Consider the following 25,075-nt stretch of genomic DNA (forward strand, 5'->3'; position numbering starts at 1 on the left):
CGAATGGTCTCAATGAGAATTGAGCCTGTTTCCAACAGTTTAAGTTTAATGGGATGGCTTTCGGCGGGGAGCCTTTATTGGTTCCTTTCTCCTTGTGCCTTCGCGGCGATCACCGTTCACTCAATTTCGGGAGTTTCAAATTGGGTGAAAGAGGGTGGTTCCATTATTGTTTATGGTGGCTTCGCGGGCAGTGAATCGACCGGCTGCACTGCAAACTCGGATGGCACCTGTAACAACTGTATCTTAGGAACAGGTCTTCTTGCGTGCAATGAAAAGCGAGCAATGCTGAATTCTAACGTTGAGATCTCGATATCTTCCAGTTCTGCTTCGAAATCTGGTCCAATAATTCTTACCTCGGGTGACGGTATCACCAAAATTGGATCAAGTGGCACAACGGTCGGTAAAGATGAGACCGGTGTGGTTAATATCCCATGGACAACCATCTGTGCTAGCGCTTTTAGTGCCTATGCTGCAAGTGCATGCGTGAACTCAACCAGCGCATCCAATGCGAGCCCCCCCTCTCAAACTTTAAAAATTGGAGTGGACGAAGATAACAACGGTCAACTCGGTAGCGGCGAGGGTGACAGTATCGTTTTCAAAGTCCACATGCCCCTCAACGCAGATACCATTGAACACTGCAGCGATACGGGGGCCACTTTTACTGATGGAGTATGTGCATTTACTGCTTTCCCAGGAGACGAGAAGGTATTCATCGAGGATCTAGAGCCTACCGACACTTTTCCGAGTGCTGGAAATATTCTGTTTTCAAAAGCCCGTTTTTATTACTCGACCGTAGGCTTTGCCTACGGAGCCACGGGCCCCAACCCAGGATCTAATTTTGGCTCTTTTGATATCGATATCGAAACCGAGAACGACGAATATTTTCTTGGAAATAATTCTATCAGTGGCTTAACAAATGGAGAATATTATTTCTTTCGAATCGGGATGCTGGATCAAGCGAACAATATCTCATTTATCACATCAGACACGGCCATTGCGCACGCTTGTGGAAATACAGCAACCGCACTTGGCCCCAACCCTACAGATGATGCGGCATGCCCCTTTATAGCCCGCCCCGATGAAGTCGTTGGCCTTCTGACTGAAGACGTAAATTGCTTTGTCGCCACTGCGGCCTATGGCTCCGCCCTTGACAGGCATCTCGACACGTTTCGTAAATTTCGTCAGAAGTTTCTTCTGCCCTACAAGCTTGGCAAAGACTTTGTAAGAGCCTACTATCGACTGGGACCATTTGCTGCTCGATGGATAGACAAACACCCATTTTGGCGACCGTTCGTTCGAACTATCCTTTGGCCTGTTTGGGGTTTTGCGTGGCTATCTATTAGATACGGGCTCTCTTCTGCTTTGACTTTTTTGTTGGTTCTTTTTTTTGCTAGTCTCACCCTGATCTTTTACAATTCCAGACGGAGAAATAAAAATGAACGACTGGCTTAGGCCCGTCTCGATCAATTTACTCCTTCTCCTTTCTGGATTTGAGATCCTTCACGCTCATAGAGCCTCATCGGGATTGAGTCTTTATGATTTTTTTTGCAGCTCAGCAGAAGCCCAAGAAAAGCCTTTAGTGGATCCTAGTGCCACAACGGAGCAGGTGGTGCCCCATCCTCTGGCAGACAAGGGCTTGGTCCGTATCACAAGCGATAAAACCTATCTGTACCAAATACCCAAATCAGATCAGAAACACTCCTCTTCTGTTCGGTTCGGAATGTTTGACCCCGCAGAGCTTTCCAATACTGAGACGGGAGTCACTTTTCAAACCCTTTATGAAGACAGCGAGATGCCCTTAGTCATGTACGATTATGAATGGCAACTCTGGCAGGGACGGCTGGGTAAATTAGGCTGGAAACTAGGAACGGGCATTTATGCTGCTCATGGCAACGGAGCCTTTAAAAGCCCCGAAAACGCAGGCATCAGACCGCGCGAGTCGTTTACTTTTTTGGCTCTTCCCAATAATGTCGCTGCGATTTACCGCATGCAGATATGGGAAAAACAGCCGCTCGTTCCGTTTATTGAGGGAGGCGGAGATGCGATCACCTTTGCCGAAATTCGCGATGACAACAAAGGACCAAAATTTGGCCTTGCAACGGCCGCTCATGCTGCCGGAGGGATTGCCTTCAATCTTGGTTTGCTTGACAAGGATGCATTGATCACCCTCGATCGAGAATTTGGCATTAATTCCGTTTGGGTGGCAATTGAATACCGGGCACTGGTCGCCTTGGGAAAGAAATTTGATTTCTCGGCTAATTTTTTGAATGGTGGCATTTATGTCGAATTTTAAATTTCAGCACTCTAGGCGACAAGGTTCTTGTTTTTGAGTTTAAACAGGGTGGATCTTCCTTTGCCAATCTGCTCAACATGCTCGGCATCAACAGCTTCTTTTAAGAGGCGATTCGCTGTTCTTTGCGAAATTTGCAGCTCGGCGGCGAGGTCTTTTGCAGAAAAGGATGCTCCAGCTCGCTTGGCTCTTTGAAGATACAAGACCAAATGCTCAATCTTATCAGGGCGAACTGTCGATTTCGAAGAAGCCCTCAACCGCATTGAGATCCCTTCTCCCAGCCGAAGTCGGTAATATCCATGGGCCTGATCAATCACCATCGATAGGTCCTTCTCAATAAACCAAGCGCGAGCACGCTGCACAACCTTGTAAACCTTTTCAGGTGAAGTGACCGGATTAAAATACTCGTCTGGGAATAGGGCCCCAAACAAAGATCCCATTTTTTTTGGAGAATACAAATCGGCGGCAAGTACGGAGATCAAAGCATGACTCAGCTGACCTGGGGTTAAATGTCCTGTATCTCCCTCCCCACTCCAGTCACCCAAATCGACGACTTTTCTTATCGGGTCATTCTTCCTACCGCCAACCCAATCAAAATATTCCTGTAATTTGCCCGGATGAGAAAACTCTCGAAGCAACAAATCCCTGAAATGTCGAAAAGGTGTGCCATGATAAAGTCTATTGAGTAAGTGATCATCCTGACTATCAACCGCAATATGTCGATCACAGTCTCTCACTGTTTCCCATAACTTCATTTTTCGAGCTTGAAGCTGAACTTCCTTTATCTCGTCATACGAATTTTTTTGAGAAGTTTTGAGTCCCAAAACCGCCTTCCATTTAAGAGCAAATAGCAAACTATCATGGTGAGAATCTGCCAATAACTTTATGCTTTGGTCCAAATTCCTTGCGGCTGCTGACCAATCTCTCATTTGAATATCAAGCTGTGCTCTCAATTCATAGATATTTCCAAGAAGCAAATGTCTCTGTTCAGTCCGTGCGCGAAGTTCTAAGTGATCAAGTAGACCTCGAGCCTCTTCCCACTCCGAAGTTTGAACCAGTGCTGCAGCCAAATTAACCTGCCCCACCAATTGGGCATACAACTCCAAAGGACATTTTAGGTAACTCCTCAGGCGAGCTCCAGCACCAATTGAATTCCACTCGCGAAAATCTAGAAACGCCAAGTAGAGCAGGGTCTGTGGGGCCTCTCTGGGGTTCACTGCTAACAGAAGATTTTTTGCTTCTTCTAGTGATCCCAGTTCCATCAAAGCATTTGAGTATTCACAAATTTCTTCGGCTGACGGAAAGACATCTTTGTTCTCACTGCGAACAATCGGATACAGAAGTTGCATCCCCCAATTTTCTAACCGCACTCGACGAGCTACGTTTGCAACTCTATACAATTCCCGCCTTGGTATTTCCGCTCGATTGACTTTCATGATTTCAAGGCGAACCTGTCCACCCCTTCCCTCCCTGATCAGCTCATCCCATGTATCAATTTGATATTTCCACTTATCTTTCACGACAAAATTATCGGTTTTTTTATCGACCTGTTAAACTAATAATAGAGGAATCAAGATCGAGAGATATTTTGTGAATAGCAGCCACAGTAAATTGATTGTCAAATTCTTCGCAATGATATTTGGAATTCTTTTATTCTTGGTTCTTTTTCAAAACTGCGATTTGATCGAACTTCTCAAGAAAAACGGAAACGGTGGTGGCTACACTGGAATGAAAAATGACGACTACGCAGAAGCCAACATTGATGGATTGTACGGTCCCTTTGATCCGAGCCACAGTCCATTTGAATTGCCCTCATCGGAAAGAGACCGCAATCCAGTTCCCGAATCTCAATCTCGAACCTATTTTCGATTTTCTGAGGTTAAAACATGTCCCAATGCGAATAGAATCTCTGAACTCGCAGTGAGCAGCCTTATTTTTTCCGTTGGAGATATTCCGAAATTGAGTCATATCGACTGCGGAGCCCTCTCTGTTGGGCCACAAGGTCTCCTCAATCCTGTCATTTCTTCCTACGACCCTTGGTACATAGCTCTTGGAGAAGAAATATTTCAGTACGTCAGCGATCCGTTAAGTCGTGAAGACTTTCCTTACACCCACGTGCTTTGTCGGCAGATTCAGAATATTGATTCAACTGGGACTGATTATGGAATTGATGTCGTTGTTCAGAAATTTCGAGGAAACTTTATAGGTCAGTTCATCAAGGGATCTCAAATTGCCGAAGGAAGAGGGATTCGAAAGATCACGGATCTCGGCTCTTTGGAACGTCATCAATCTACCACTGATCTTTCATTTCGGAGCGATAGTTTTGAGCTACGTATCAAAACCTTTGTGGGCCGCCCAAGCGGTTCAATGTCAGCGCAACTGCGCACCTTGTTCGACGATGCGGTTGTAGATTTGCCAGCAATGACCTGCTGGGTTCAAAACCAGCCCCTATAAAAATCGCGACAAAGACGTCCGTTGTGGTCCATGCCCCCTTTATCTATTCTTATATAGAGCCGCTCAAGTCCCGTATCCGATGGATGGCTCGACAATTCAACACTTATCGAAAAGGAAATGGGTCTATGAAGAAGAAACAATTGCTTTGCCTCATTTTTTCTCTGCTACTAGTTGGAACCTTAAGTTCGTGCAAAGTCATCTTTTCAACTTTGGACGATGATAACAATGGCAATGGCATCGGGGGCTGCGCAACAATCACTCCGGATTCCGACAATAATTACGTATTTGACTTCGATGGATCAGGCCACTTGAAGCAATTCCCTCCCTCAGATTTCCAAATTCATGAGGACGCCCTTTTTTTTAAATTTAGGGGAACGGCACAAAACCATAATTACAAATCATGCACCGGTGGGAATATGGAGCAAAGGTGTTTGCTCCTCGAACGAGCCCCAGCTCCTTACCAATTTCTCTCTACAACAGAGGACCATGAGGTCAGATTTGGCTTGTATCAGCTTTCAGATGGTGAGCAGCAGACCGTTGGAACTATTCAACTCAGCCGGAAGCTAGTCGAAAGCCAGACTTCTCGAAGAGCTCCCGTCCTCTGCGTTGAAAACATCCAATTTATTGATAACACTCTGGCAATAGACAGAGAGTCCGCAAAAGAGCCTTGGCCTTTCCCTAAAGATCCAAGCATAGACCAGAATTTTCCCACATATCTGCCGGACGAATTGCCTGCTCCGGGTATTCTAAGAGGCGAAATCAGAATCACAACAAAGGACCACGGGATTATTACTCTTAAGGACGATAGCTCCCTTCCGCCCCCTCCAGCCAATTGCACAAAGGTCCCACTGCAAGCATCTGGCACTTACGATTTCCAATATATTTCAGTCGGCGATCTGATTCTTCGCTCGGCCAAAGACGTTGTCCAGGGAGCCTCCGAGAGTGATCAGATTGGATTCTACTTGGCCACTGGAAAGGCAATCGAAAATTGCACAGGTAGATGCCCTTTAGACCCCGTAAATCCGCGTTTTGAATTTGCCCGAACAATCAATGATGATCACTCGATCAACCTTTCGATTGCTGGATTGAGAATAGATTCCGGAAATCATCAGAAGTTTGAAGTCCCCAGTTCTGGAACCATTCGCCTCTCCGCAAAAAGGATTCTTGATCCCAAAACCAGCAGACCAGTGGCTCCGCCTGATTCCCTCTGCATCGAGAAATTGAAAATGGATGTTTCCCTTTACCCCTTTGATTCAAGAGCAGTGGGTAGCTTGAAGGGTCCCGTGTCAGTGTATCTGCGAGATTTTGGGGTGATTGAGCTGGAGTAACGGGCACTTGAGAACTGGCTGCCTTGAGATTGGTTCGGTTTTTCTCTTATGATCTTCGATCGAGGTTCAATTCTCTCTCCCTTCTTTAAGGGCCGATTCGTTCTGAATTGGCCCTTCCTTTTTTTTAAAAAACATGGTGAAAGGAATCCGCTGGATTCCAAGCAAGGATCCAAATATTCCATGGAGTTAGAAGAATGTGTCCGGAAGTGAACGCCAATCTTGAGCCACCACATAGAATTCGACTTCTGATTTCTTATGATGGAACTGATTTTGGCGGCTGGCAAAAGCAACCGAGAGGCAAACCAACAATACAAGGCTCTCTCGAGGAAGTTTTCACTCAACTCTTTGATGAGCCTGTCAAGGTGATTGGGTCTGGACGTACGGATTCCGGAGTTCATGCAATAGGGCAGGTTGCGCATCTCGTTACGACAAAAAACCCAAGGCGCTACAAGCTCTTGAGAGCCGCAAATAGCCTTCTTCCTTCCGGGATTGTTGTTCGCCAGGCTTGGGAAGCCCCGAGAGAATTTCACGCGATGGCTTCGGCCACTCATAAGACCTACCGCTATTGGATCCTCAACCGACCTTTCCCTTCGGCGCTGCGTGGTCGCTACGTCAGTTGGTTCCCTAGACCCCTTCATCTGGAATACCTTCAGAGCTGTGCGCGGTTCATCGAAGGGACCCATGATTTTGCCAGCTTTCAAACTGCGGGCTCTGATATCACAGAGACTACACGCCATATCAGAAGCGCGCAATGGGGCTCCAAAGGTTCAGAATTACTGTATTTTTCAATAACTGGGGAGGGATTTCTCAAGCAGATGGTGAGAAATCTTGTGGGAACCATGACAGATCTCTATTACGCCGGCAGACCAGCAACAGACATGAAATCGATTCTGGAACTAAGGGATCGCCGGATGGCCTTGGGGACGGCGCAACCAGAAGGACTTCGCCTTTGCGAGGTCTTCTATCTGCCGGACCTTGACAACAAGTGCCGAACCCTTTAAAACCAGCGATCTTACTCTATCAAAGAAACTAGACAGCTAATCGGAAAATGAGGACATAAATAATGAAAACCTGGAATGCAAAGACAGGTGAGGTCGATCGAAGTTGGTGGGTCATTGATGCTACTGACGCAACCCTTGGACGCCTGGCTATTTAAGTTGCTGGCTTACTCAAGGGCAAGCATAAACCCCAATTCACACCTCACGTAGACACGGGGGATTTCGTGGTCGTTCTGAACACCGATAAAATTAAAATGTCGGGCAATAAGATGGACGCCAAGAAATACTTTACACGCTCCCGCTATTTTGGTTCAATTCGGGAGAAAACAGCTAAGCAATGGATGGAGAAAGACTCTACTCACATTGTTCGTGAGGCTGTTAAAGGAATGTTACCTAAAAATAAGCTTTCGAGCCGCGTAATCTTGAAATTGAAGATGTATAAAAGCGGAGAACATCCTCATTCAGCCCAGAAACCAACCGCATTCTCATTAATTAAGTAATGGAGCGACATCAGAATGGCTAACGACAAAGTTTTTTACGCAACGGGTAGAAGAAAAACGAGCGCGGCTCGCGTTTTCCTCAAACCTGGAACCGGTAAGATCACAATCAATGGCAAATTGGCCAATGAATACTTAACGACGGCTTCAGGCAAGGCTGCCATTCAAGTCCCTTTCAGTACAACTGATACGAGTGGAAGGTTTGACGCTTTTGTTACGGTCAAGGGAGGCGGTCCTACGGGACAGTCTGAGGCCATTCGTCACGGACTCTCAAGAGCTCTTCTCGTCGCAGACGAAGCCTTGCGCGGTGTTTTAAAAAAGGCGGGTCTTCTCACGCGAGATTCTCGGAAGGTTGAACGAAAGAAGTACGGTCTGCACGGAGCGAGACGTCGTCCTCAGTACTCAAAGCGTTAAGACTGAGCTTCTCTTGGTTTTCGCTCGGCTTATTATATCTATCTATGCTCATTGATCTGCTGGTTATTCTGTGCCAGCAGAGAGTTTTTCAGTCTAAGAGACAAGAACCACTGATTTTTTATCATTCGTCCAGAATGTAATTGATCGGATCCACAGGAACTCCGTGAACTCGAACTTCATAGTGACAATGAGGTCCAGAAGACCGGCCCGTGGAGCCTATCGCTGAAATGATATCGCGACGTTTTATTTTTTGCCCCGCCTCCACAAAAATTTGGGAATTATGAGCGAAACGGGTGACAACGCCATAGCCGTGGTCAATAGAAACGAGTTTTCCGTAACCCGATTCGTAACCCACAAATGAAACGACCCCATCCGCCGGCGCAACAATGGAAGTTCCAGGTGGACCAGCAATATCAAGCCCCGCGTGCATGACGGGCTTCCCGGTAAATGGATCAATACGATAGCCAAACCGGGAGGTGAACCAACCCGAAGAGGGTTTGATACTTGGTGTTGCGTTTAAGAGACTTTGTCTCTCAGAAAGAGATTCCCATAACTGTAGTACTCCTAACTCGCGAAGCTGAGTCTCTTTGACCGCCCGGTCAATTCGGATGGAAAGTTTGGCGTAATCCTTTTGATTTAGTGCTGTCACCTCCCCGCTCGATTCGTCGAGAGGCGGCTTGTCCATAAATATGGAATCCTTCACTAAAAACTCTGAGGCCGGCCCACGATCCTGGACAGCTTCATTGTATTCAGATACGGACTGCCCAGCCTTCGGCTCAGACCCGACAGCCAATTTCACGGTTCTATCCTCATCCTCAATGCTGGTAATCAGCCTAAGTTTCGTAGAGTAACTTTTCACCCGCTCGAGACTGTTCTCCAGTGATCCAATTTTACTCTCAACAATCTGAAACTGCCGCTTTATCTGAACATTCTCCGCCCTTAGAATCTTGTTCTCTCCGGCTTCAAGGAGCAAACCAAAGTAATCCACCGTGGCGGCCCCAAAAGTGACCATCAGGACTCCGAACAAAAAAACAATCGCCTTGAGCCAAGCCGCAGAGATTGTGAGTGATTGAGTTCGACCCCGGCGGTTACTCGTTAAAAGTATTGTGAATGATTTTTTTTCCATTCCTTGACCTTCAAGTAGAGATTAAAATTTCGCCGCAATACCAATTTCCTTCGTGCCAGGTCGATTGGAGAGGATTGACCTGACTGTAGAAAAGCTAGCTTTACGCGTCAATAAATAAGTCAAGATTTCAGTTTTTCCAGAGGCTCGCGCAAGATTCTAAATGAACTTAAATCTTCCACCGCCTTAAATCTCACTCATTGGCGCGTCCGTATGAATATGACAGAAACATTGTCGTCGCCGCCAGCCGATTTTGCCTTTTCAATGCATCGCGATACAACCTCGGAGGGATCATTTTTCTGACATAACTCGTTGATGCGAAGGTCAGGAACCAAACCGGAGAGACCGTCCGAACAGAGTAAATAAAATTCTCCGGGATGAAAATCTCTGACCACAATATCTGCCACCACATCATTTTCATATCCCACGCTGCGTGTAATGACGTTGCGACCAATCACATGAGGTGCATCATTCTCATTTATCACTCCCGCCTTAATCTGTTCGTTGATCAGGGAATGATCCTCCGTCAGTTGCCAAAGAAACGGATCCCGATAAATATAAGCTCTCGAATCTCCGACATTTCCAACATAGACTTTGTCGTTGTACCCCCAAAGCATCACCATCGTTGTTCCCATTCCCATAAGCTCAGGATTTTCTCGAGTGCTTTTGCTATGAATTCGCGCACTAGAAGTTCGAAAGGCTTCAGCAATCACCTCTCTCGGATTAATTCTGCCTTTTGCTTGCAACCGACTGCGAATAACTTCCTGAACTGTTTCGACAGCCAAAGCAGAGGCCACTTCGCCACCCTTATGACCGCCCATACCGTCCGCCACAATGAAAAGATGAAGCTCGGGATCGACCAAGATAGTATCCTGGTTTATTTCTCTTTTTAGGCCGACATCGGTCTTTGCCCACACATCGAATTCCATCCCTCTATCCTACGTTACCGAACTAACCCGACCAAGTGAATTTCAGCTTTTCAGTCTTAGAAACCCGATCTCAATTCAACGGCCACCCTCATTGTGCCTCAATTTTTGCGGATTCTTGTCCGATACCCAATAGCGAGGATGTATGGCCGGTAAACTCCGCAAATCTTTGATTGCATTTATTCTCTTTTCATTTCTATTGCACCTCTTCCTTTGGAAAGGATTAAATCTTTTTCGCTCTCAAAAAAACGAATCTCACCGATCTAAAGTCGAGGTCGTGATCCTTGATAAATCTGAGCAAAAACCCAGGCCCCCCACAAAAGATAGCCTTTCGCAACAAATCGTTGAGCAGAACAAGCAGCCACTCAATGATGAACTTCCTGACCAGGCCCGATTTTTGAGCCAACACAATCAAAGTGTTCAAGAGGAAACGCGTGCCCAGGCAACTGGTAAGTTCTCAAATTTGGCACAACCGGGAACGCCGCAACCAGGCGATACAGAGGTTGAGAAAAGGGAAGAAATCACCAAAAACCACAAGAGATCGAAGGGCGGCCATCTCCCAGATCTTTCTGCCCTCAAACCAGACTTTAGCCTCACTCCGGACCTCAGGGTCACCCCACCAGAGTTGCCCCCGGGACGCCCCAGTCAAACGGACGACTACCTGAAAGATACAAAGCTTGGCATCCAAACCCTCCTGAGCACCAAGGAATTTGTCTATTATTCCTACTATAATCGAATCAAAGAGAAAATCAGGCAACACTGGGAACCCACGATTCGGGAAAACGTGAGAATGGCCATTCGAAGGGGACGCTCAATTGCCTCGACCCGGGATCGGGTGACACGGGTTCTCATTACCCTGGACAAAGACGGGACCTTGCTCCAGGTTCAGGTCCTAGGAGAAAGTGGTATCGTAGAGCTTGATGATGCTGCAGTTCAGGCGTTTAAGGAAGCTGCTCCTTTTCCTAATCCCCCCCAAGGAATGGTCGAACAGGACGGCTACATCAGGATTCGATGGGATTTTATTTTGGAGGCCAGCTTTCACTATCGCCTTCAACATGAATTGGAAGAACTCAAAGAAGAGGACTTTGCGTGAACATCTTACTACTTGCGGGAGATAGTAATAGCTTTGATAAATCTCCCACACAGGCTCTTTTACAGATAGAAGGGCAATATCTCATAGACCGCCAAATAAGGGCACTTAACCAATGTGGCTTTAACGTCTTGGTGGTACTTAACCAAGGAAACTGCGAAAATATTTTGCGACAATCAAAGGAAATTTCTTCCTCCGAACTTATCTTCGATCCAAACCCAGATTCAGATTTCTTTTCCCTTTTGATTTCCGGATGCCACGCGGTCAGCGAGAGATGCTTTGTCTTGCCCCTCCATACAATAAGTCCCTCAGGGGAAGCCTATTCTCGTCTTGAGCGACACTTCTTTACAAATTCCGACAGTTTTCAGTGCCACCTCATCCGACCCTTCGCCCCCGTTCGAGGAGAAATGGTTCCTCGATTTCCCTTTTTATTGACAAGGCAGGGGATTTCACTTTTTCGCTATGAGCGAAAATTCACAAGTCTTGATGATCGCCGCATCGTGTGGTCACCCGTTCCTATATTATCTGAAGAGATGATCGGCATTTTGGAGATCCATCAATAAACAATATCTGAGGCTCTTGCCTAATTTGAAGTTTTGTCGTTTAGTCCATTGCCGCGAAATAAAATAAATAGGTGGGATGAAGCCGAGTATTGGTCAGTGGCGTACGCCTGAACCAAACGGTCTGCACCGTAAGGAAAGAAAAATGGCAAAAAAAAATATTCCGGCCAAACCGGACATCGAGATTCTTAACTCTATTGCACAACGCGCCCAATATTTGGCAACTCAAATGATCTATATCGCGAATCATCGGCCGAATAAGGAAAAGGGTGATCCTAAAATCGGAGGACACGCCGCTGCCAGCGCAAGCTCGCTTCATATTCTTGCTGCTATCCATCTCATCGCCAAATCTGGATTCGATCACATCGCAAATAAGCCTCACGCCTCGCCTGCAGATCATGCTTACAATTATCTTTTGGGACTTCTTCTTCATCTATATAACTCCAGGCTCACACGATAAGAATCAAACAAGGCCATGAGTAACCTGAGAGCTTTTCCACATAATGGTGAGGAAGTCTTTCAATCCTATCACTCCTCCTACGATCCAGATCGACACAATTTTTTTCCTACTGGTACGGTTGGGATCCCTCCGGTGCAAGCGGGTTATCTCGCCCTCGCCTATCGTTATGCCAAAGACCACGGATACCAGGTGCCCCAAGCTCATTTTTGGAGCATCATTGGCGACTCTGAGTTCCGAGAGGGTTCTCTTTTTGAAGCAGTGCCTGATTTCGCAGAAAGGGAGATCGGAAACCTGACCTGGATACTCGACTACAATCGACAAAGCCTTGATGGTCATCGAATTACCAACGCGAATATCATGGGAGGGAGTGACGACGAACGAATTGCTAAAACCATGGCTGCAAATGGTTGGCACGTTATTCAGTTACGACACGGTTCAAAGCGCAAAACTCTGATGAAAAAAGTGGGGGGCGATTCCTTCTGTAAATGGCTCGAAGATGAACTCTCAGATTATGGCCTCCAGGTTCTCCTGCAAATAAAGGACGGCGCTCTCCTGAGAAAGGAACTGGAAAAAAATCATTCTTCTTTGCATAAATTTCTTAAAAATGTAACTGATCAGGAGTTATGGACGGCACTCAGAGACTTGGGCGGGCATGATATTGAATGCCTGATCGATGCTCTGGAAGAAAGCAAGAAAGAAGCTCGACGGCCCACCATTATCATTGCTCATACATTGAAGGGCTGGGGTCTACAAATGGCCGCAACCCCAGGCAACCATTCCGCACTTCCCGATGCTGACGAAATTGAATCGCTCAAGAAGGCAACCGGAATCTTGACGAGCGATCCTTTTTCCACATTTCCCGACGACTCTCTAGAAGCAAAATTCCTGAAAGGCCGAGGAGATCAGCTTTACAAAGAGATTCTAGATCAAGACAAACTCAAAGAATCCAATATTGCTTTGTTTCAATCACTGGGTGAAAAACTTGGCGAAATTCCAGAAACCATGGATATCAATTTAAAATTAGCGTCCTATCCTCACACTCAATGGATGCTGGGGCAATTGACTGCGAAGTTAACTCGAATAGCAAACACTCCTCTTGATGAGCAAACTCTTCAACAGAAGCAAAAAGCTCTGGGTCCGGCCGAGCGCTCTTTTAAAGTCGCGAGTGAAATGCTCGTCTCAATGGCTCCCGATGTGGGAACAAGTACGAATCTCAATCCAGCCATGGACGGGCATATTTTTGGAGTCCAAGTCGAAAGCGATTATGAGGCTTCCGTTGGAGTAAAAGATTCCAAATTGCCCGATCTCATCCCCGGCGAAGAAGCTGATGACCGTTACTTGAGGTTTGAAATCGCCGAAGGTAACGTTATGTCTTGCATGGGATCATTTGGAAAGATTCGCGACTTTCTGGGCATCCCTCTCCTGCCACTCATGACAGTCTATGATTTTTTTATTAAACGCGCGCATGACCAGTACTTTTACGACCAATACTGGAAGTCCAGTTTCATACTTTGTGGAACTCCATCAGGGGTAACTCTTTCCCCCGAAGGCGCTCAGCATGGTTGGAAATCGGATCTGCAAATCCCTAATCAAATTACTTGGGAACCCTTTTTCTGCCAGGAATTGGATTGGATTCTCTGCGATGCTATTAAACGGCACCTCACTTTTGACAACAAAAATCGCTCTGGAGTTGTTATTCGTGGCGTTACTCGGGGTGTCGAACAAAAGGACCTATTGCGACTTTTGCGAAACCAAAGACGCTTTAAAGTCGGCCTAGATGAAAATATTTTGCTTACGCCAAATGATATTGATTCTCCAGGGACCACTCCTGAGGGACTGGTGGAGTGCCAGTCCGATGAGCAAATCCTGGCCGTTATTCGCCGCGAAGTCTTGGCTGGCGGCTATACTCTGATCGATTATCGTGGATACGCGGGCTACGAGCCCGGAGACAATGTCGTTAATATCTTTGCAATGGGTTCACTCGGCACTGAAGCCATTCATGCTTCACAACAGCTTCTAAAAATGGGTATTTTTGCAAATGTGATCATTGTCACCAGTCCAGATCTCCTTATTGGAAACTTGGGTTTTGAAACAAACTACTTTCATCTAAAAGATTATTTGCGAATCAACAGCAACCTCCATCTTGTCCCGACAATCAATGGCTCGGCCACACGCTCTGATGTCACAACACTGGCTGGACGGCGCATTCCTATTGTCAGCGTCCATGACGGGGAACCAGGCCTTTTGGATAATATTGGTTCTATCGTTGGGGTTAAACAAGAAGCTCTCGCGGTCAGAAAGCATTCACGATGTGGCCGACCCGCTGATATCTATGCCTATCACGGAATTGACGCCGCATCTGTCATTAAAGCTTGTGGAAAGGTGCTGGCAGAAACAGCCCTGGAACATATCGAACTCAGTTCATATCTCGTGGAGGATGTAGGGAGAACACAACCCGCGGTAAAGCACTGGCGTGAATTGTGGCCAACATAAACAATCCAGACATGAAAAATCCCGAAGAACCACTTCCCTATTCCGGGTTTCGGCGAAGAGCCTCCCTAAAAAAATACGAGGAGGTCATCATCTTTGTGCACCAATTCGGTGGTTCTCCGATTGCGCTGGCCCGACATCTCCTTTTGGCAAATGAAATGGGGTTTGATGCTGTTGCTTTTCAACTCAAATTCAACCGAATCCGTCTTATGCAATTTCCGCCGCTCACTCGAAACTATCGATTTGGAGCCCCAGAAGTTTGGGCTGAGCAAATTTCGGATATCTTAGCGTCAATTCCCGAGCGCAAAGTTCTTTTTACTCTCTCAAGCCCTGGTTCAGGAGCTCTTCTCTCTATCGCTCGACGAAATCCCCAGGATGTCGTTGGATGGATTTGTGATGGCGGACCTTTTGCGCAAATACAACGATGCCTGTGGAATCTCTTCACTCATGAATACACGATCACAAATCCTGTAAGTCGAATCGTTAAAGCTAGCTTTGCCGTTCAATTGCTTGGAGGAAGGCGATATAAAAAGACATGCGACGACGCACTTGCACAATTGCCACCTCGATTTCCAATTTTGAGCATTCGCGCCTGGAAGGACAAATTAGTCCCCATGCAAGCCATTGAGGAATTTTTCGCAGGAGCCAATCATTTGCACCTCGAAGTCTTTAGCATTCCCGAGGTTGGCCATCTACAAGGACTGAGTCGATCACCAAAGGAATATAAGCTAAGAGTGGAAAAGTTTCTCCATGGAATTGCCACCCCGACAAATCGAGCAAAAAGCGAATCGACCGGTCCACGTGAGAGTTCTCAGTGAGTCGACTCTTGATGTTTGATTTTGACGGGACTCTTGTTGATACCGGTCCCGACATTGCCGCTGCCGTAAATGAGCTTCTCAAACTTCACAATAAACCACCGCTGCCCTACGAAGTTATCATCACTTATATAGGAGGAGGACTTGGCAATCTTATCGAGAAAGTCGCTCCCGAGGCCAACGGAAATCTGGATCAAATAAAAAGAATTGAGGTTGAATTTCTTGAGATTTATGACCGACACATTCTCAATAGCCCTCGGCCACTAAAGGATGCTGAAAAATTCTTGGATACCTGCCCACATCAAATAGCCATTGTTTCCAATAAAAAGGAGCATCACTTAAAAAAACTACTGAAACATCTGGGATGGGAGCACTTTCCTTGGGTTTCTGTTTTTGGCGGAGATTCCTTTGATAAAAAGAAACCCCATCCATTTCCACTTCTACAGACAATGCGTCGTGCCAATATTGATCCGGATAGTTCCATCCTTGTTGGAGATGGAATTCCAGATGTTGACGCAGCTCTTGGCTGTGGTGTCACCTCAGTAGCTGTCACTTTTGGCTATGCGCCAGTTGCGGAACTATTAAGGAGAGGCGCCCACGAGCAAATCAGTTCCTTCTCTGAGCTCAACTTATTGTATCCTTAACCAAACATGGCACTTGATAATTCGACGCATTATCATGCTTCATCAAGTGAGGTTATTGACAACTTCAACCCCTAACGCTACACAACACAAGCTATTGGAAGGAGACTGAAATGTTCAATCACAAGATTTTGCGAACATTCTCTGGGGGATTCATTGCCTCCTTTTTTGTGACCCTCATCATGACTCAAGCCGCGTGCACAAGAAAGACAACAGAGGGGGAAAATACATTAAATACGGTTGTTCGAGCGAACGTGAAGGGACTTGATCCTATTTATGCTTCTGATGTCTACTCGAACACCGTCGTATCACAGATCTATGAAACTCTTCTCCAGTACCATTACTTAAAACGTCCCCTGGAGCTTCAGCCGCTCCTCGCCGAGTCTCTGCCCACCGTTTCAACTGATGGTTTGGTGCATACCTTTAAGATTCGCAAGGGCGTTAAATTTCATGACAGCGAAGCTTTCCCCGATGGCAAAGGGAGGGAAATAACCTCCCAAGATTTTGTTTATTCTTGGAAGAGATTAATGGATCCCTCTAATTCTTCGGATGGAGCGTGGATTTTTGAAGGACGAATTGCGGGACTGGATGCATGGCGAAATGGAATTTCAAAAAAGGAGGCGACCTTTGACTCGCCGATCGAGGGGCTGCAGACCCCAGACAACCATACGCTTGTTATTAAACTCACAAAGCCGTTTTACCAACTTCACTACGTCTTGGCTTTGGGCTACGCCTCCGTCGTTCCTAAGGAGGCCGTTGATAAATACGGCAAGGAGTTCCTCAATCACCCTGTAGGAACTGGTCCATTCAAATTCGAAAACTGGGTGCGAAACAGTCGAATTGTTCTTCTTAAAAATCCGGAGTGGTTGGGCCACACTTACCCCACTGAAGGGGAGCTCACCGATGAAGCCAATGGTCTTCTTAAAGACGCAGGCAAGAAAATTCCATTTATCGATAAAGTTGTCATTCATGAAATCATCGAAGATCAACCGGCCTGGCTGAAATTTCAGCAAGGTGAGCTTGATACGCTGAATATCCCCAAAGACAACTTTGACAGCGCTGTTGTAAACAACCAACTCTCGCCCGAGATGAAAAAAAAAGGAATCAAGCTTGAAGTCACCGTCGAACCTGATGTGACTTACACTTCCTTCAATATGCTAGACCCTTTGGTCGGAAAGAATGAAAACCTTCGTAAGGCCATATCGTATGGGGAAGACACTGCAACTGCGATTCAAAAATTTTACAACGGTCGCGCGGTGAGTGCACAAAGTCCGATTCCTCCCGGAGTTGATGCTTACGATCCTGAATTTAAAAATCCGTACAAAGAATTTAATGTCTCGAAAGCGAAGGAGTTTTTAGCTAAAGCTGGCTTTCCAGAGGGAAAGGGACTTCCGGAATTAGTCTATTCAACGACAAATACTTCGACGGCCGCTCAAATGGCTGAGCTTTTTAAAATCAATATGGAAAAGATTGGGGTAAAAATCAAAATTGAGGCTACCTCATGGCCCCAGTTTACTGAAAAGGTCAGAGATAAAAAGGCCCAAATTTGGGGAATTGCTTGGCTGGCAGATTACCCAGATGCAGAAAACTTTCTTCAGCTGCTTTACGGTAAGAACGTATCACCGGGCCCAAATGGTTCTAATTTTGTAGATCCATCATTCGATCAACTCTATGAAAAAGCAGCCCTGCTGCCCCCCGGCCCTGAACGGACCCAGGTCTATCGCAAGATGAGAGATATCGTTGTTGAAAAGTCACCTTGGGTTCCTGGGGTTCACCGCTTGGGATACCAAATGTACCAAGGTTGGCTAGATAACTTCAAATCCCACTCCATCATCAATGGCTCCTTTAAGTATTACAAAGTTAGGCCGAACAAATACAACAGTTTAGGGCCGAACTGGGTCTCGATCGATCACTTCCCCAACAGTACTTTTTTTTCTTGGGCCAAATTGCAACTTTCGATTTTGGGCGAAGCTGGGCAACCAAACAAAAGGTCGCAAGTATGATTGTTGAGGGTATAGGAGTGAGCCTCAGCCTTACTCTTCCGGCCTTCGCTCTAACACTTATTTTGACAGTGTCTCTTGCCCTCATTACGGCCCACCTCCGGGGCACTCTATTTGATCGAAGCGTCATGGTGATCTGCCTTGGACTGATGAGCCTGAGTTCTCTGGTCTATATTCTTTATGGGCAGTACTACTTGGCCTATCAGCTCGGCGTTTTTCCTATTTCAGGGTGGGACCCTAGCTGGGTAGGACGCTGGCAATATTTGACCCTCCCTATTATCATTTTTGTGTCCTTCTCTTTAGGGGAAGATATCCTTTTCTATCGCACAGCTTTTCTTGACGAGATCTACCAGGACTATGTGCGAACTGCCCGCTCGAAAGGATTAAGTACGTCGGTCATCTTGTTTAAGCATGTTTTAAAAAATGCAATGGTCACAATAATCACCTTGGTCGTGCTTCAAATGCCATTTCTTATCACTGGATCACTGCTACTCGAGTCCTTCTTTGGAATCCCAGGGCTCGGGGGCCTCGTTTTTCAGGGCATCCAAAATTCTGATTTTCCGGTGATTAAAGCAATGACTGTTATGGGGGCAGTACTTTACATGATTTTTCAACTTCTGTCAGACATACTTTATGCTGTGGTCGACCCAAAAATTCAATTACGCTAGCTAAATGGAATAAATCATGAGCTTAATACGCCCAGTCACTGCGAGTCTCCTCCCAAAGTCCGCTCTTAGCACGAGGGGTCTGCGCAATTCTTTGTGGTGGGATGCCTATCGCCGCTTGAAAAAGGACAAAATAGCTATCGTCAGCGCCTGGCTTCTCTTTGGATATATCCTTATGGTACTTCTCTGCTCCTCTGGCTTTATTTTTACTGATTACGGAGCTACCAACAACGAAATTGCCTACCAAGCACCCAGCTGGAGCCATTGGCTGGGAACAGATATCTTTGGCCGTGACGTCCTCGCCAGAGCCTCACATGGAGCCGTCACCTCGTTGATCGTGGGCTTTTTTGGAGCCGGAATATCTGTCGTGATTGGCACTCTTTTTGGATCTGTCGCGGGGTATTTTGGAGGCAAGATAGATGATCTCATTGTTTGGTTTTACACGACTATCGACACGATACCTTACATCCTGTTGGTCGTGGCCTTTTCCCTCGTCATGGGACCTAGCCTCAGAACCCTTTGCATTGCTATTGGGCTGACCAGTTGGGTAGGTCTTTGCAGAGTTGTCAGAGCTGAATTCATGAAACATCGTGATCGAGAGTACGTCCAGGGCGCTTTTGCTTTGGGGGCCAGCCATTTGCGTCGGATTTTTCTCCACATCTTGCCCAACGTCACTCACCTTGTTTTAATTAATTTCAGTTTGGGGTTCGTGGGAGCCGTAAAAGGTGAAGTGATCCTCAGCTACCTTGGTTTGGGGGTTGAGCCGGGAACTCCCTCTTGGGGAACCATGATTAACTACGCAAAGCAGGAACTGGCCCGCGGTGTGTGGTGGGGGCTACTCGCAGCAACCCTATTTATGTTCTTCTTGGTGTTGGCTTTTAACTTGTTTAATGATGCGTTAAGAGATGCACTAGATCCTAAACTGAAAAATAAGTAGATCCCAATCAATGGATCAGCTCACTGAACCTTGTGGCAACAAGGACCAAGTGGGCGAGAGGCGGAGTAAAATGAGTTCTTCTCAAAATATCTTGCTTAAAATCGAGAATTTATCGGTTGATTTCAAAACTGACGATGGAACGGTAAATGCCGTCAAAAATATTTCATTTCATATTCCGAAGGGAAAGACGGTGGGCCTTGTGGGAGAGTCAGGTTCCGGGAAGAGCGTAACGTCTTTGGCTATTATGAGGCTAATTCCAAATCCCCCGGGCAAAATCACGAACGGTTCCTGTTTTTTTGAAGGCAAGGACCTCCTAAAATTGCCCGAATCCGAAATGCGCCAGGTTCGTGGCAATAAAATATCAATGATTTTTCAAGAACCCATGACCAGCTTAAATCCCGTTTTCACGGTTGGAGATCAAATTGCGGAGACGCTCATTCTTCATCAGCGTCTTGATAAGAAGCAGGCCCTTGCTAAGTCATTGAGCTTGTTAGATCAAGTGGGTATTCCTCACCCAGAGGAACGAATCAACTCCTACCCCCATGAGCTGAGCGGTGGCCAGAGACAACGGGTCATGATTGCAATGGCTATCGCATGTGAACCCGATCTGTTGATTGCTGATGAACCCACAACGGCGCTTGATGTAACGATTCAAAAACAAATACTCGACTTATTGGCGGACCTCCAAAAGAAATACAAAATGAGTATCCTCTTTATCACTCACGATCTTGGCGTAATTGCAGATATTGCAGACGAAGTTGTGGTGATGTACCGAGGTGACATCGTCGAAAATGAAAGTTCCCACGAACTTTTTACTAAACCAAAACACCCATACACCAAAGGTCTGCTCGCCTGTCGTCCTTCACTCGATCGCAATCCCCTTCGTCTTCCCACTGTCTCCGATTTTATGAGCGAGGATGGAAAAGAGAAATATTTTGATGTTGCGACCCTCAACCATATTAAAGAAGTACGACCTCTCACCAAAGAAAATCCCGTTCTGCTTGAAATCAAAAATCTAAAAAAATACTTTCCTCTCAAAAAAGGAATCTTTGGAAGTGTTCTCTCTAGCATTCATGCCGTCGACGACGTGAGTCTTACTGTGAGAAAGGGACGCACCCTAGGCCTTGTCGGTGAATCTGGCTGCGGCAAAACAACCTTAGGGCGAGCTTTGCTTCGTCTTGTTGAGCCAACATCTGGAGAGATCATTTACAACGGCGTCGACATTACCAAGCTCGGCCGAAACGAGATGAGAGGCATGCGACGAAAGATGCAGATTATTTTTCAGGATCCCTATGCTTCTTTAAATCCGCGAATGACAATTGGCGCTGCCATTATGGAACCTATGGTTATCCACAATCTTGGCAACTCTAAAAATGATCGAATTGAAATGGCGGGAAAACTGATGGAGAGAGTGGGCCTGAGTCGAGCTATGCTCAATCGCTATCCCCATGAATTCTCTGGCGGACAACGCCAACGAATTTGCATTGCTCGGGCGCTCGCTGTCGAACCTGAATTCATTGTCTGCGACGAATCCGTCAGTGCCTTAGATGTCTCTATCCAGGCACAGATTCTCAATCTCTTGCTTGATCTACAAGACGAATTCAACCTCACTTATATTTTTATCTCCCACGATCTTGCTGTCGTAAAATTTATTTCCGATGAAATTGCCGTGATGAACAAAGGAGTGATTGTCGAAATGGCTGATGCCGTTCAAATTTATCGCCAGCCTCAACACGACTACACTAAAAAACTATTGAGCGCGATTCCCAAGGGAACACCAAAGGAACTCTCCCTGTAGGTGAGAAATTCAAACTCACCTACACAGATGCTATTTTGTTGCACCTGTCGAGTGGATGTTAAAGGGGGTAACGCCCAAGCCGATGTTGATGTCGCTGGTTGTCTTGACGTCCCCAGTTACATCTAATGTGTTCGTTGTACCACCAGCCACATTGACGTCGGCCTTCATATTTGTCATCCCTTTGTAGAGAAAATATCCAAATAGCCCCGCTGCTGCGACTATCGCAAGAGGCCATAGCCAAGCCTCGGCGTGAGGAAAAATTTCCTCTCCGATTTTATCAAGCAAGGAGGCATTTTTTTGACGATCTTTAAGCACGAGGGCCTCAATTTTGTTTAAGGCCGCATCGACATCTTCAAAATCGGCATTTGGCATAAGGACGCCTGCAACCGAGATGACCGCCTCAGGATTCCGCTCTGCTTGCAGTCTGATAGCATCTCCGCCTTCCTTCAAAAATAACTTGTTTGCTTCTATGGTTACCTCAGGTAACTCATTTTTTTTATAGGGCTCGACATATTTTGCAAATTTCTTGTACTGAACCTCTGTCATAAGTGGTTTTAGCCGATCCAGGAATTGACCCATCGAAATTCTCTTCACGTTGTCTGGCTTTAACTTATTATATGAAATTCCCAACTGGTTCGAAAGAATCTTCATTCTCAAATTGACAGATTGGGGTTCGGCAAGCGCTGGTCCCATGGACCACACAAGGCCAAAAATCGTTGCAAGGGCACTTCTAATCAGAGAATTCATAGTCTCTCCTCATTTTTTCTTCGGGCCCACTCCCAATATTCTCTCGTCGCTCACTTGTCGGAACAATTGATTCCTAACTAAAAGTCCACCATGGTATTTTAGCAAAATCCGACAAAGATGTCCTCTACCAATTACTCATCCGATGAACAGACTAGACCCTATTGAGACATAAAATAGTCTTAACGGTCTTCCTGATCTTTTCGACTGCAAATGGCTTTTTAATAAAGTCAACCGCCCCCAATTCAAATCCCCTTCTAACGTCAAGATCTCCAGTTCGACCGCTGACAAAAATGATGGGAATTTCCTTTAAACTCTGGTCTCGTTTCATTAGGTGGGCAATCTCAAATCCATTGATCCAAGGAAGGCCAATATCCAATATAATGAGATCAATCGGAGTATCGTCTAAGACTTGAGTCAGGGCCGTACCATCAGCCACTGACATCACTTTGTATCCATCTGCCTCAAAAATCCTTTTCATGGCCTTTCGCATCGCTTCGTCATCTTCTATAATGAGAATTTGTCGAGGATGTCCCTTTTCGAGCGATCGAAATGAATCCAAGGAAACAACCTCTCCCTCAGACATTCGATCTTTAGCCATGCGCTTTACTTTTTTCAAAAATTCACTTGTATCCATTCTTCTGGAGTTGCCCATGAATAATTTCAGTCCCTTCCTTTGAACCTCAATTCATAACCTCGTGAACTCAGCTCAATCAATGATCAGATCGTTCAAGCCATCGCTCGCAGTCTATCGCAGCCATGCAACCCGACCCTGCAGCTGTGATAGCCTGCCGATACACGTGATCTTGAACATCACCCGAAGCAAAAACCCCCTCTACAGATGTGGAGGTCGATTTTTCTTTGGTTACCAGATATCCCATTTCATTCATCTGCAATTGACCCTTGAAAATCTCTGTGTTTGGCCGATGACCGATAGCTAAAAACACCCCGTCCATGGCCATTTCTTGAGTTTCATTTGTAAGGCCATTGAAAAGCCGAATGCCCGTCACCGAATTCTCGCCCAAAACTTCCTTCAATTCAGAATTATATACTACCTCAATTTTGGGATTTCGGAGAACTCGATCGACCATTATTTTTGAAGCGCGAAATGAATCCCTGCGATGAATGATCCAGACCTTTGTCGCAAATCGGGTCAAAAAGCTGGCCTCTTCCATAGCTGTGTCACCACCGCCAACAACTGCCACCTTCTGGTTACGAAAAAATGCGCCATCACAAGTTGCACAGGCTGATACCCCTCGACCACGAAGCCTCATCTCGCTCGGCAAGCCTAAATATTTCGCGCTGGCCCCTGTCGATACAATTATTGATTTCGAGTAATAGACATCCTTACCAACAACCACTTTGAAGGGTCGTTTGGAAAAATCCACGGAAGTCACATTTCTGGTGATAAAACGAGTCCCAAATCGCTCTGCCTGTTTGCGCATCAGACTCATCAGTTCCGGTCCCGTCACTCCGTCAGGAAATCCGGGGTAATTTTCGACGTCATTGGTGGTCATCAGCTGTCCCCCGGCTTCTTCCCCCTCTATCAGAAGAGGCTTTAGATTTGCACGTGCCGCATATATAGCAGAAGTCAAACCAGCAGGTCCCGAACCAACAATCAACAAGTTTTCTAAGTCTGAATCAGCCATAATGGCCCTCCACGTGATGATAGATAAATTGGCGCCAGTTTAGCCAAAGACAAAAAAAAAGCAATTAAAGGAAAAATTCTATTCTGAAACGAGATGGCGATCCAAAGTATCTAAATTCGACCATTTCCAAAGAATCTCAACAACCTCTTCAGGAGACCTTACCTGTTCGGACTGACGTGGCGGAGCGTGAAGGGGTAATAAATCTGTATCCATATACCCTGGGCTAAAAAGCCTTAAGTCGAAGGAAGGGTTCTCAAGATGAATGCTTCGATATAAACCAAGCAAGCCATGTTTTGCCGCGCTGTAACTAGCACCTCGCGGATCACCTGCCGATTCAGATATCGCAGATCCAATCAACACAACTTGTTGAACTCCATGTTCCATCGCCCAGTGCACAACTCTCGCGGCAAACAAGAATGTAACTTGAAACGACCACAAATGATCTTTCCAAGCTTTCTTTTCATAGGCCCCATAGGGTCCGCCGCCCGCAAAGTAGAAAACACGCTCTGGTCGAAAAAGTTCAAGTTGATGGAAGGCCTGTATCTGCCCCTCTTCTCTTGAAAAATCGCAGGAAAAAAATTCAACAAGATCATTTTTCTGCTTTGTACCCTGTTTAAGTTCAAGAAGATGTTGTTTCAGCTCGCTCAGAAGCTCTGCTTTGCGAGCCACTAAAAATACTCGCCTATCCTCTGAGTCCTCCCACATCCTGCGGCAGAATGAACGCCCAAACCCGCGACTCGCACCGAGAACCGCCAAACTTTTATTGCCATTTCCCATGGCTGGAGAATACCATGCTTCAATAGTTCCCTCCAAGACGTGACACGACCCATAGGACCAGGCCTAGCCCAAAGGAGAGCCCCTCACAGTGGGGCAGTGATTTCATGCCAAATGTTCATCTCCCCCAAAAAAATATGAGCCTTTTTTTGAACCATCGGGCACCGCTCATGAAGAGCCTTCTGGCTGCCGGACTTCCGGTGGCCTCCTCCTGTGGAGGCGATGGCATTTGCGGGAAGTGTCGATTGCAAGTTGTCTCCCATCCTGAAAATCTCACTCCGCCAACTGAAATCGAAATGAAAAGGATGCGTGAGTTGCATTTATCCCACCAAGAAAGACTCAGCTGTCAAGCGATGGTGATTGGGGATACGGCCATCGAGTCTTCTTACTGGTAGACCAGACTCTTCTCTCGAATTCTCGGC

At 46.2% G+C, this 25,075-nt stretch carries 22 protein-coding genes and 2 pseudogenes; 17 read left to right on the top strand and 7 right to left on the bottom strand.

What is annotated here, in order from left to right:
• Nucleotides 1-12: 12 nt before the first annotated feature.
• Nucleotides 13-1,452, top strand: a complete 1,440-nt coding sequence (locus tag IPJ71_14925) for a hypothetical protein (protein MBK7844956.1) — start codon at nt 13-15, stop codon at nt 1,450-1,452.
• Entirely contained in the window at nt 1,436-2,293 is an 858-nt protein-coding gene (locus tag IPJ71_14930) for a hypothetical protein (protein ID MBK7844957.1), read from the top strand. Before IPJ71_14925 ends, IPJ71_14930 begins: the two co-directional genes overlap by 17 nt.
• A gap of 11 nt (nt 2,294-2,304) precedes the next feature.
• On the opposite strand, the gene IPJ71_14935 is transcribed toward IPJ71_14930, so the two are convergent.
• Entirely contained in the window at nt 2,305-3,810 is a 1,506-nt protein-coding gene (locus IPJ71_14935) for a hypothetical protein (GenBank protein MBK7844958.1), read from the bottom strand.
• A gap of 112 nt (nt 3,811-3,922) precedes the next feature.
• Here IPJ71_14935 and IPJ71_14940 point away from each other — a divergent pair, with 112 nt between their 5' ends.
• The 5 genes and pseudogenes from IPJ71_14940 (at nt 3,923) to rpsI (ending at nt 7,981) form a co-directional block, all read left to right on the top strand.
• Nucleotides 3,923-4,744, top strand: a complete 822-nt coding sequence (locus tag IPJ71_14940; protein ID MBK7844959.1) for a hypothetical protein — start codon at nt 3,923-3,925, stop codon at nt 4,742-4,744.
• 125 nt (nt 4,745-4,869) lie between these two features.
• The gene (locus tag IPJ71_14945; GenBank protein MBK7844960.1) at nt 4,870-6,072 is read left to right on the top strand and encodes a hypothetical protein; all 1,203 of its coding nucleotides are present in this window, start codon (nt 4,870-4,872) and stop codon (nt 6,070-6,072) included.
• A 194-nt stretch (nt 6,073-6,266) separates the two neighbouring features.
• Nucleotides 6,267-7,073: a tRNA pseudouridine(38-40) synthase TruA gene (gene truA / locus IPJ71_14950; protein ID MBK7844961.1), complete on the top strand. Its 807-nt coding sequence runs from the start codon at nt 6,267-6,269 to the stop codon at nt 7,071-7,073.
• Between the two features lie 62 nt (nt 7,074-7,135).
• Nucleotides 7,136-7,570 (top strand): annotated as a pseudogene (gene rplM, locus IPJ71_14955) (50S ribosomal protein L13).
• 15 nt (nt 7,571-7,585) lie between these two features.
• Nucleotides 7,586-7,981: a 30S ribosomal protein S9 gene (rpsI, locus tag IPJ71_14960; GenBank protein ID MBK7844962.1), complete on the top strand. Its 396-nt coding sequence runs from the start codon at nt 7,586-7,588 to the stop codon at nt 7,979-7,981.
• A gap of 121 nt (nt 7,982-8,102) precedes the next feature.
• On the opposite strand, the gene IPJ71_14965 is transcribed toward rpsI, so the two are convergent.
• Entirely contained in the window at nt 8,103-9,107 is a 1,005-nt protein-coding gene (locus IPJ71_14965; GenBank protein ID MBK7844963.1) for a M23 family metallopeptidase, read from the bottom strand.
• 194 nt (nt 9,108-9,301) lie between these two features.
• Complete coding sequence (locus IPJ71_14970) at nt 9,302-10,033, bottom strand: Stp1/IreP family PP2C-type Ser/Thr phosphatase (GenBank protein MBK7844964.1); 732 nt, start codon at nt 10,031-10,033, stop codon at nt 9,302-9,304.
• A gap of 142 nt (nt 10,034-10,175) precedes the next feature.
• Between IPJ71_14970 and IPJ71_14975 the strand changes: the two genes are divergently transcribed.
• From IPJ71_14975 to IPJ71_15015, 9 genes and pseudogenes are all read left to right on the top strand, one after another.
• Nucleotides 10,176-11,123, top strand: coding sequence for an energy transducer TonB (locus tag IPJ71_14975; GenBank protein MBK7844965.1), 948 nt, complete (start codon nt 10,176-10,178; stop codon nt 11,121-11,123).
• On the top strand, nt 11,120-11,683 hold the full coding sequence (locus tag IPJ71_14980) for a nucleotidyltransferase family protein (protein ID MBK7844966.1): 564 nt from the start codon (nt 11,120-11,122) through the stop codon (nt 11,681-11,683). Before IPJ71_14975 ends, IPJ71_14980 begins: the two co-directional genes overlap by 4 nt.
• Nucleotides 11,684-11,825: 142 nt before the next feature.
• Nucleotides 11,826-14,633, top strand: a pseudogene (locus IPJ71_14985) (pyruvate dehydrogenase).
• Nucleotides 14,621-15,448 carry an alpha/beta hydrolase gene (locus IPJ71_14990; GenBank protein MBK7844967.1) on the top strand — a complete coding sequence of 276 codons (828 nt, stop codon included), beginning with the start codon at nt 14,621-14,623 and terminating at the stop codon, nt 15,446-15,448. Before IPJ71_14985 ends, IPJ71_14990 begins: the two are co-directional and overlap by 13 nt.
• Entirely contained in the window at nt 15,445-16,089 is a 645-nt protein-coding gene (locus IPJ71_14995) for an HAD hydrolase-like protein (GenBank protein MBK7844968.1), read from the top strand. The genes IPJ71_14990 and IPJ71_14995 overlap by 4 nt, the downstream gene beginning before the upstream one ends.
• Before the next feature lie 110 nt (nt 16,090-16,199).
• Nucleotides 16,200-18,089 carry an ABC transporter substrate-binding protein gene (locus IPJ71_15000; GenBank protein ID MBK7844969.1) on the top strand — a complete coding sequence of 630 codons (1,890 nt, stop codon included), beginning with the start codon at nt 16,200-16,202 and terminating at the stop codon, nt 18,087-18,089.
• Nucleotides 18,086-18,754, top strand: a complete 669-nt coding sequence (locus tag IPJ71_15005; protein MBK7844970.1) for an ABC transporter permease — start codon at nt 18,086-18,088, stop codon at nt 18,752-18,754. Before IPJ71_15000 ends, IPJ71_15005 begins: the two co-directional genes overlap by 4 nt.
• Before the next feature lie 16 nt (nt 18,755-18,770).
• Entirely contained in the window at nt 18,771-19,688 is a 918-nt protein-coding gene (locus IPJ71_15010) for an ABC transporter permease (protein ID MBK7844971.1), read from the top strand.
• A gap of 70 nt (nt 19,689-19,758) precedes the next feature.
• A complete protein-coding gene (locus IPJ71_15015) occupies nt 19,759-21,486 on the top strand; it encodes an ABC transporter ATP-binding protein (GenBank protein MBK7844972.1) in 1,728 nt (575 codons plus the stop codon).
• 30 nt (nt 21,487-21,516) lie between these two features.
• Here IPJ71_15015 and IPJ71_15020 read toward each other — a convergent pair whose 3' ends face one another.
• The 4 genes from IPJ71_15020 to IPJ71_15035 all read right to left on the bottom strand — a co-directional run bounded on the left by IPJ71_15020 (nt 21,517) and on the right by IPJ71_15035 (nt 24,656).
• Nucleotides 21,517-22,233, bottom strand: a complete 717-nt coding sequence (locus IPJ71_15020; GenBank protein MBK7844973.1) for a hypothetical protein — start codon at nt 22,231-22,233, stop codon at nt 21,517-21,519.
• 151 nt (nt 22,234-22,384) lie between these two features.
• Nucleotides 22,385-22,885, bottom strand: a complete 501-nt coding sequence (locus tag IPJ71_15025; protein ID MBK7844974.1) for a response regulator — start codon at nt 22,883-22,885, stop codon at nt 22,385-22,387.
• Between the two features lie 58 nt (nt 22,886-22,943).
• A complete protein-coding gene (gene trxB / locus IPJ71_15030; protein MBK7844975.1) occupies nt 22,944-23,879 on the bottom strand; it encodes a thioredoxin-disulfide reductase in 936 nt (311 codons plus the stop codon).
• Between the two features lie 78 nt (nt 23,880-23,957).
• Nucleotides 23,958-24,656: an SDR family oxidoreductase gene (locus tag IPJ71_15035; protein ID MBK7844976.1), complete on the bottom strand. Its 699-nt coding sequence runs from the start codon at nt 24,654-24,656 to the stop codon at nt 23,958-23,960.
• Nucleotides 24,657-24,790: 134 nt separating this feature from the next.
• Here IPJ71_15035 and IPJ71_15040 point away from each other — a divergent pair, with 134 nt between their 5' ends.
• On the top strand, nt 24,791-25,048 hold the full coding sequence (locus IPJ71_15040) for a (2Fe-2S)-binding protein (protein MBK7844977.1): 258 nt from the start codon (nt 24,791-24,793) through the stop codon (nt 25,046-25,048).
• Nucleotides 25,049-25,075: the final 27 nt, after the last annotated feature.

It is taken from the genome of Bdellovibrionales bacterium (genome assembly GCA_016714165.1).
GTDB lineage: Bacteria > Bdellovibrionota > Bdellovibrionia > Bdellovibrionales > UBA1609 > JADJVA01.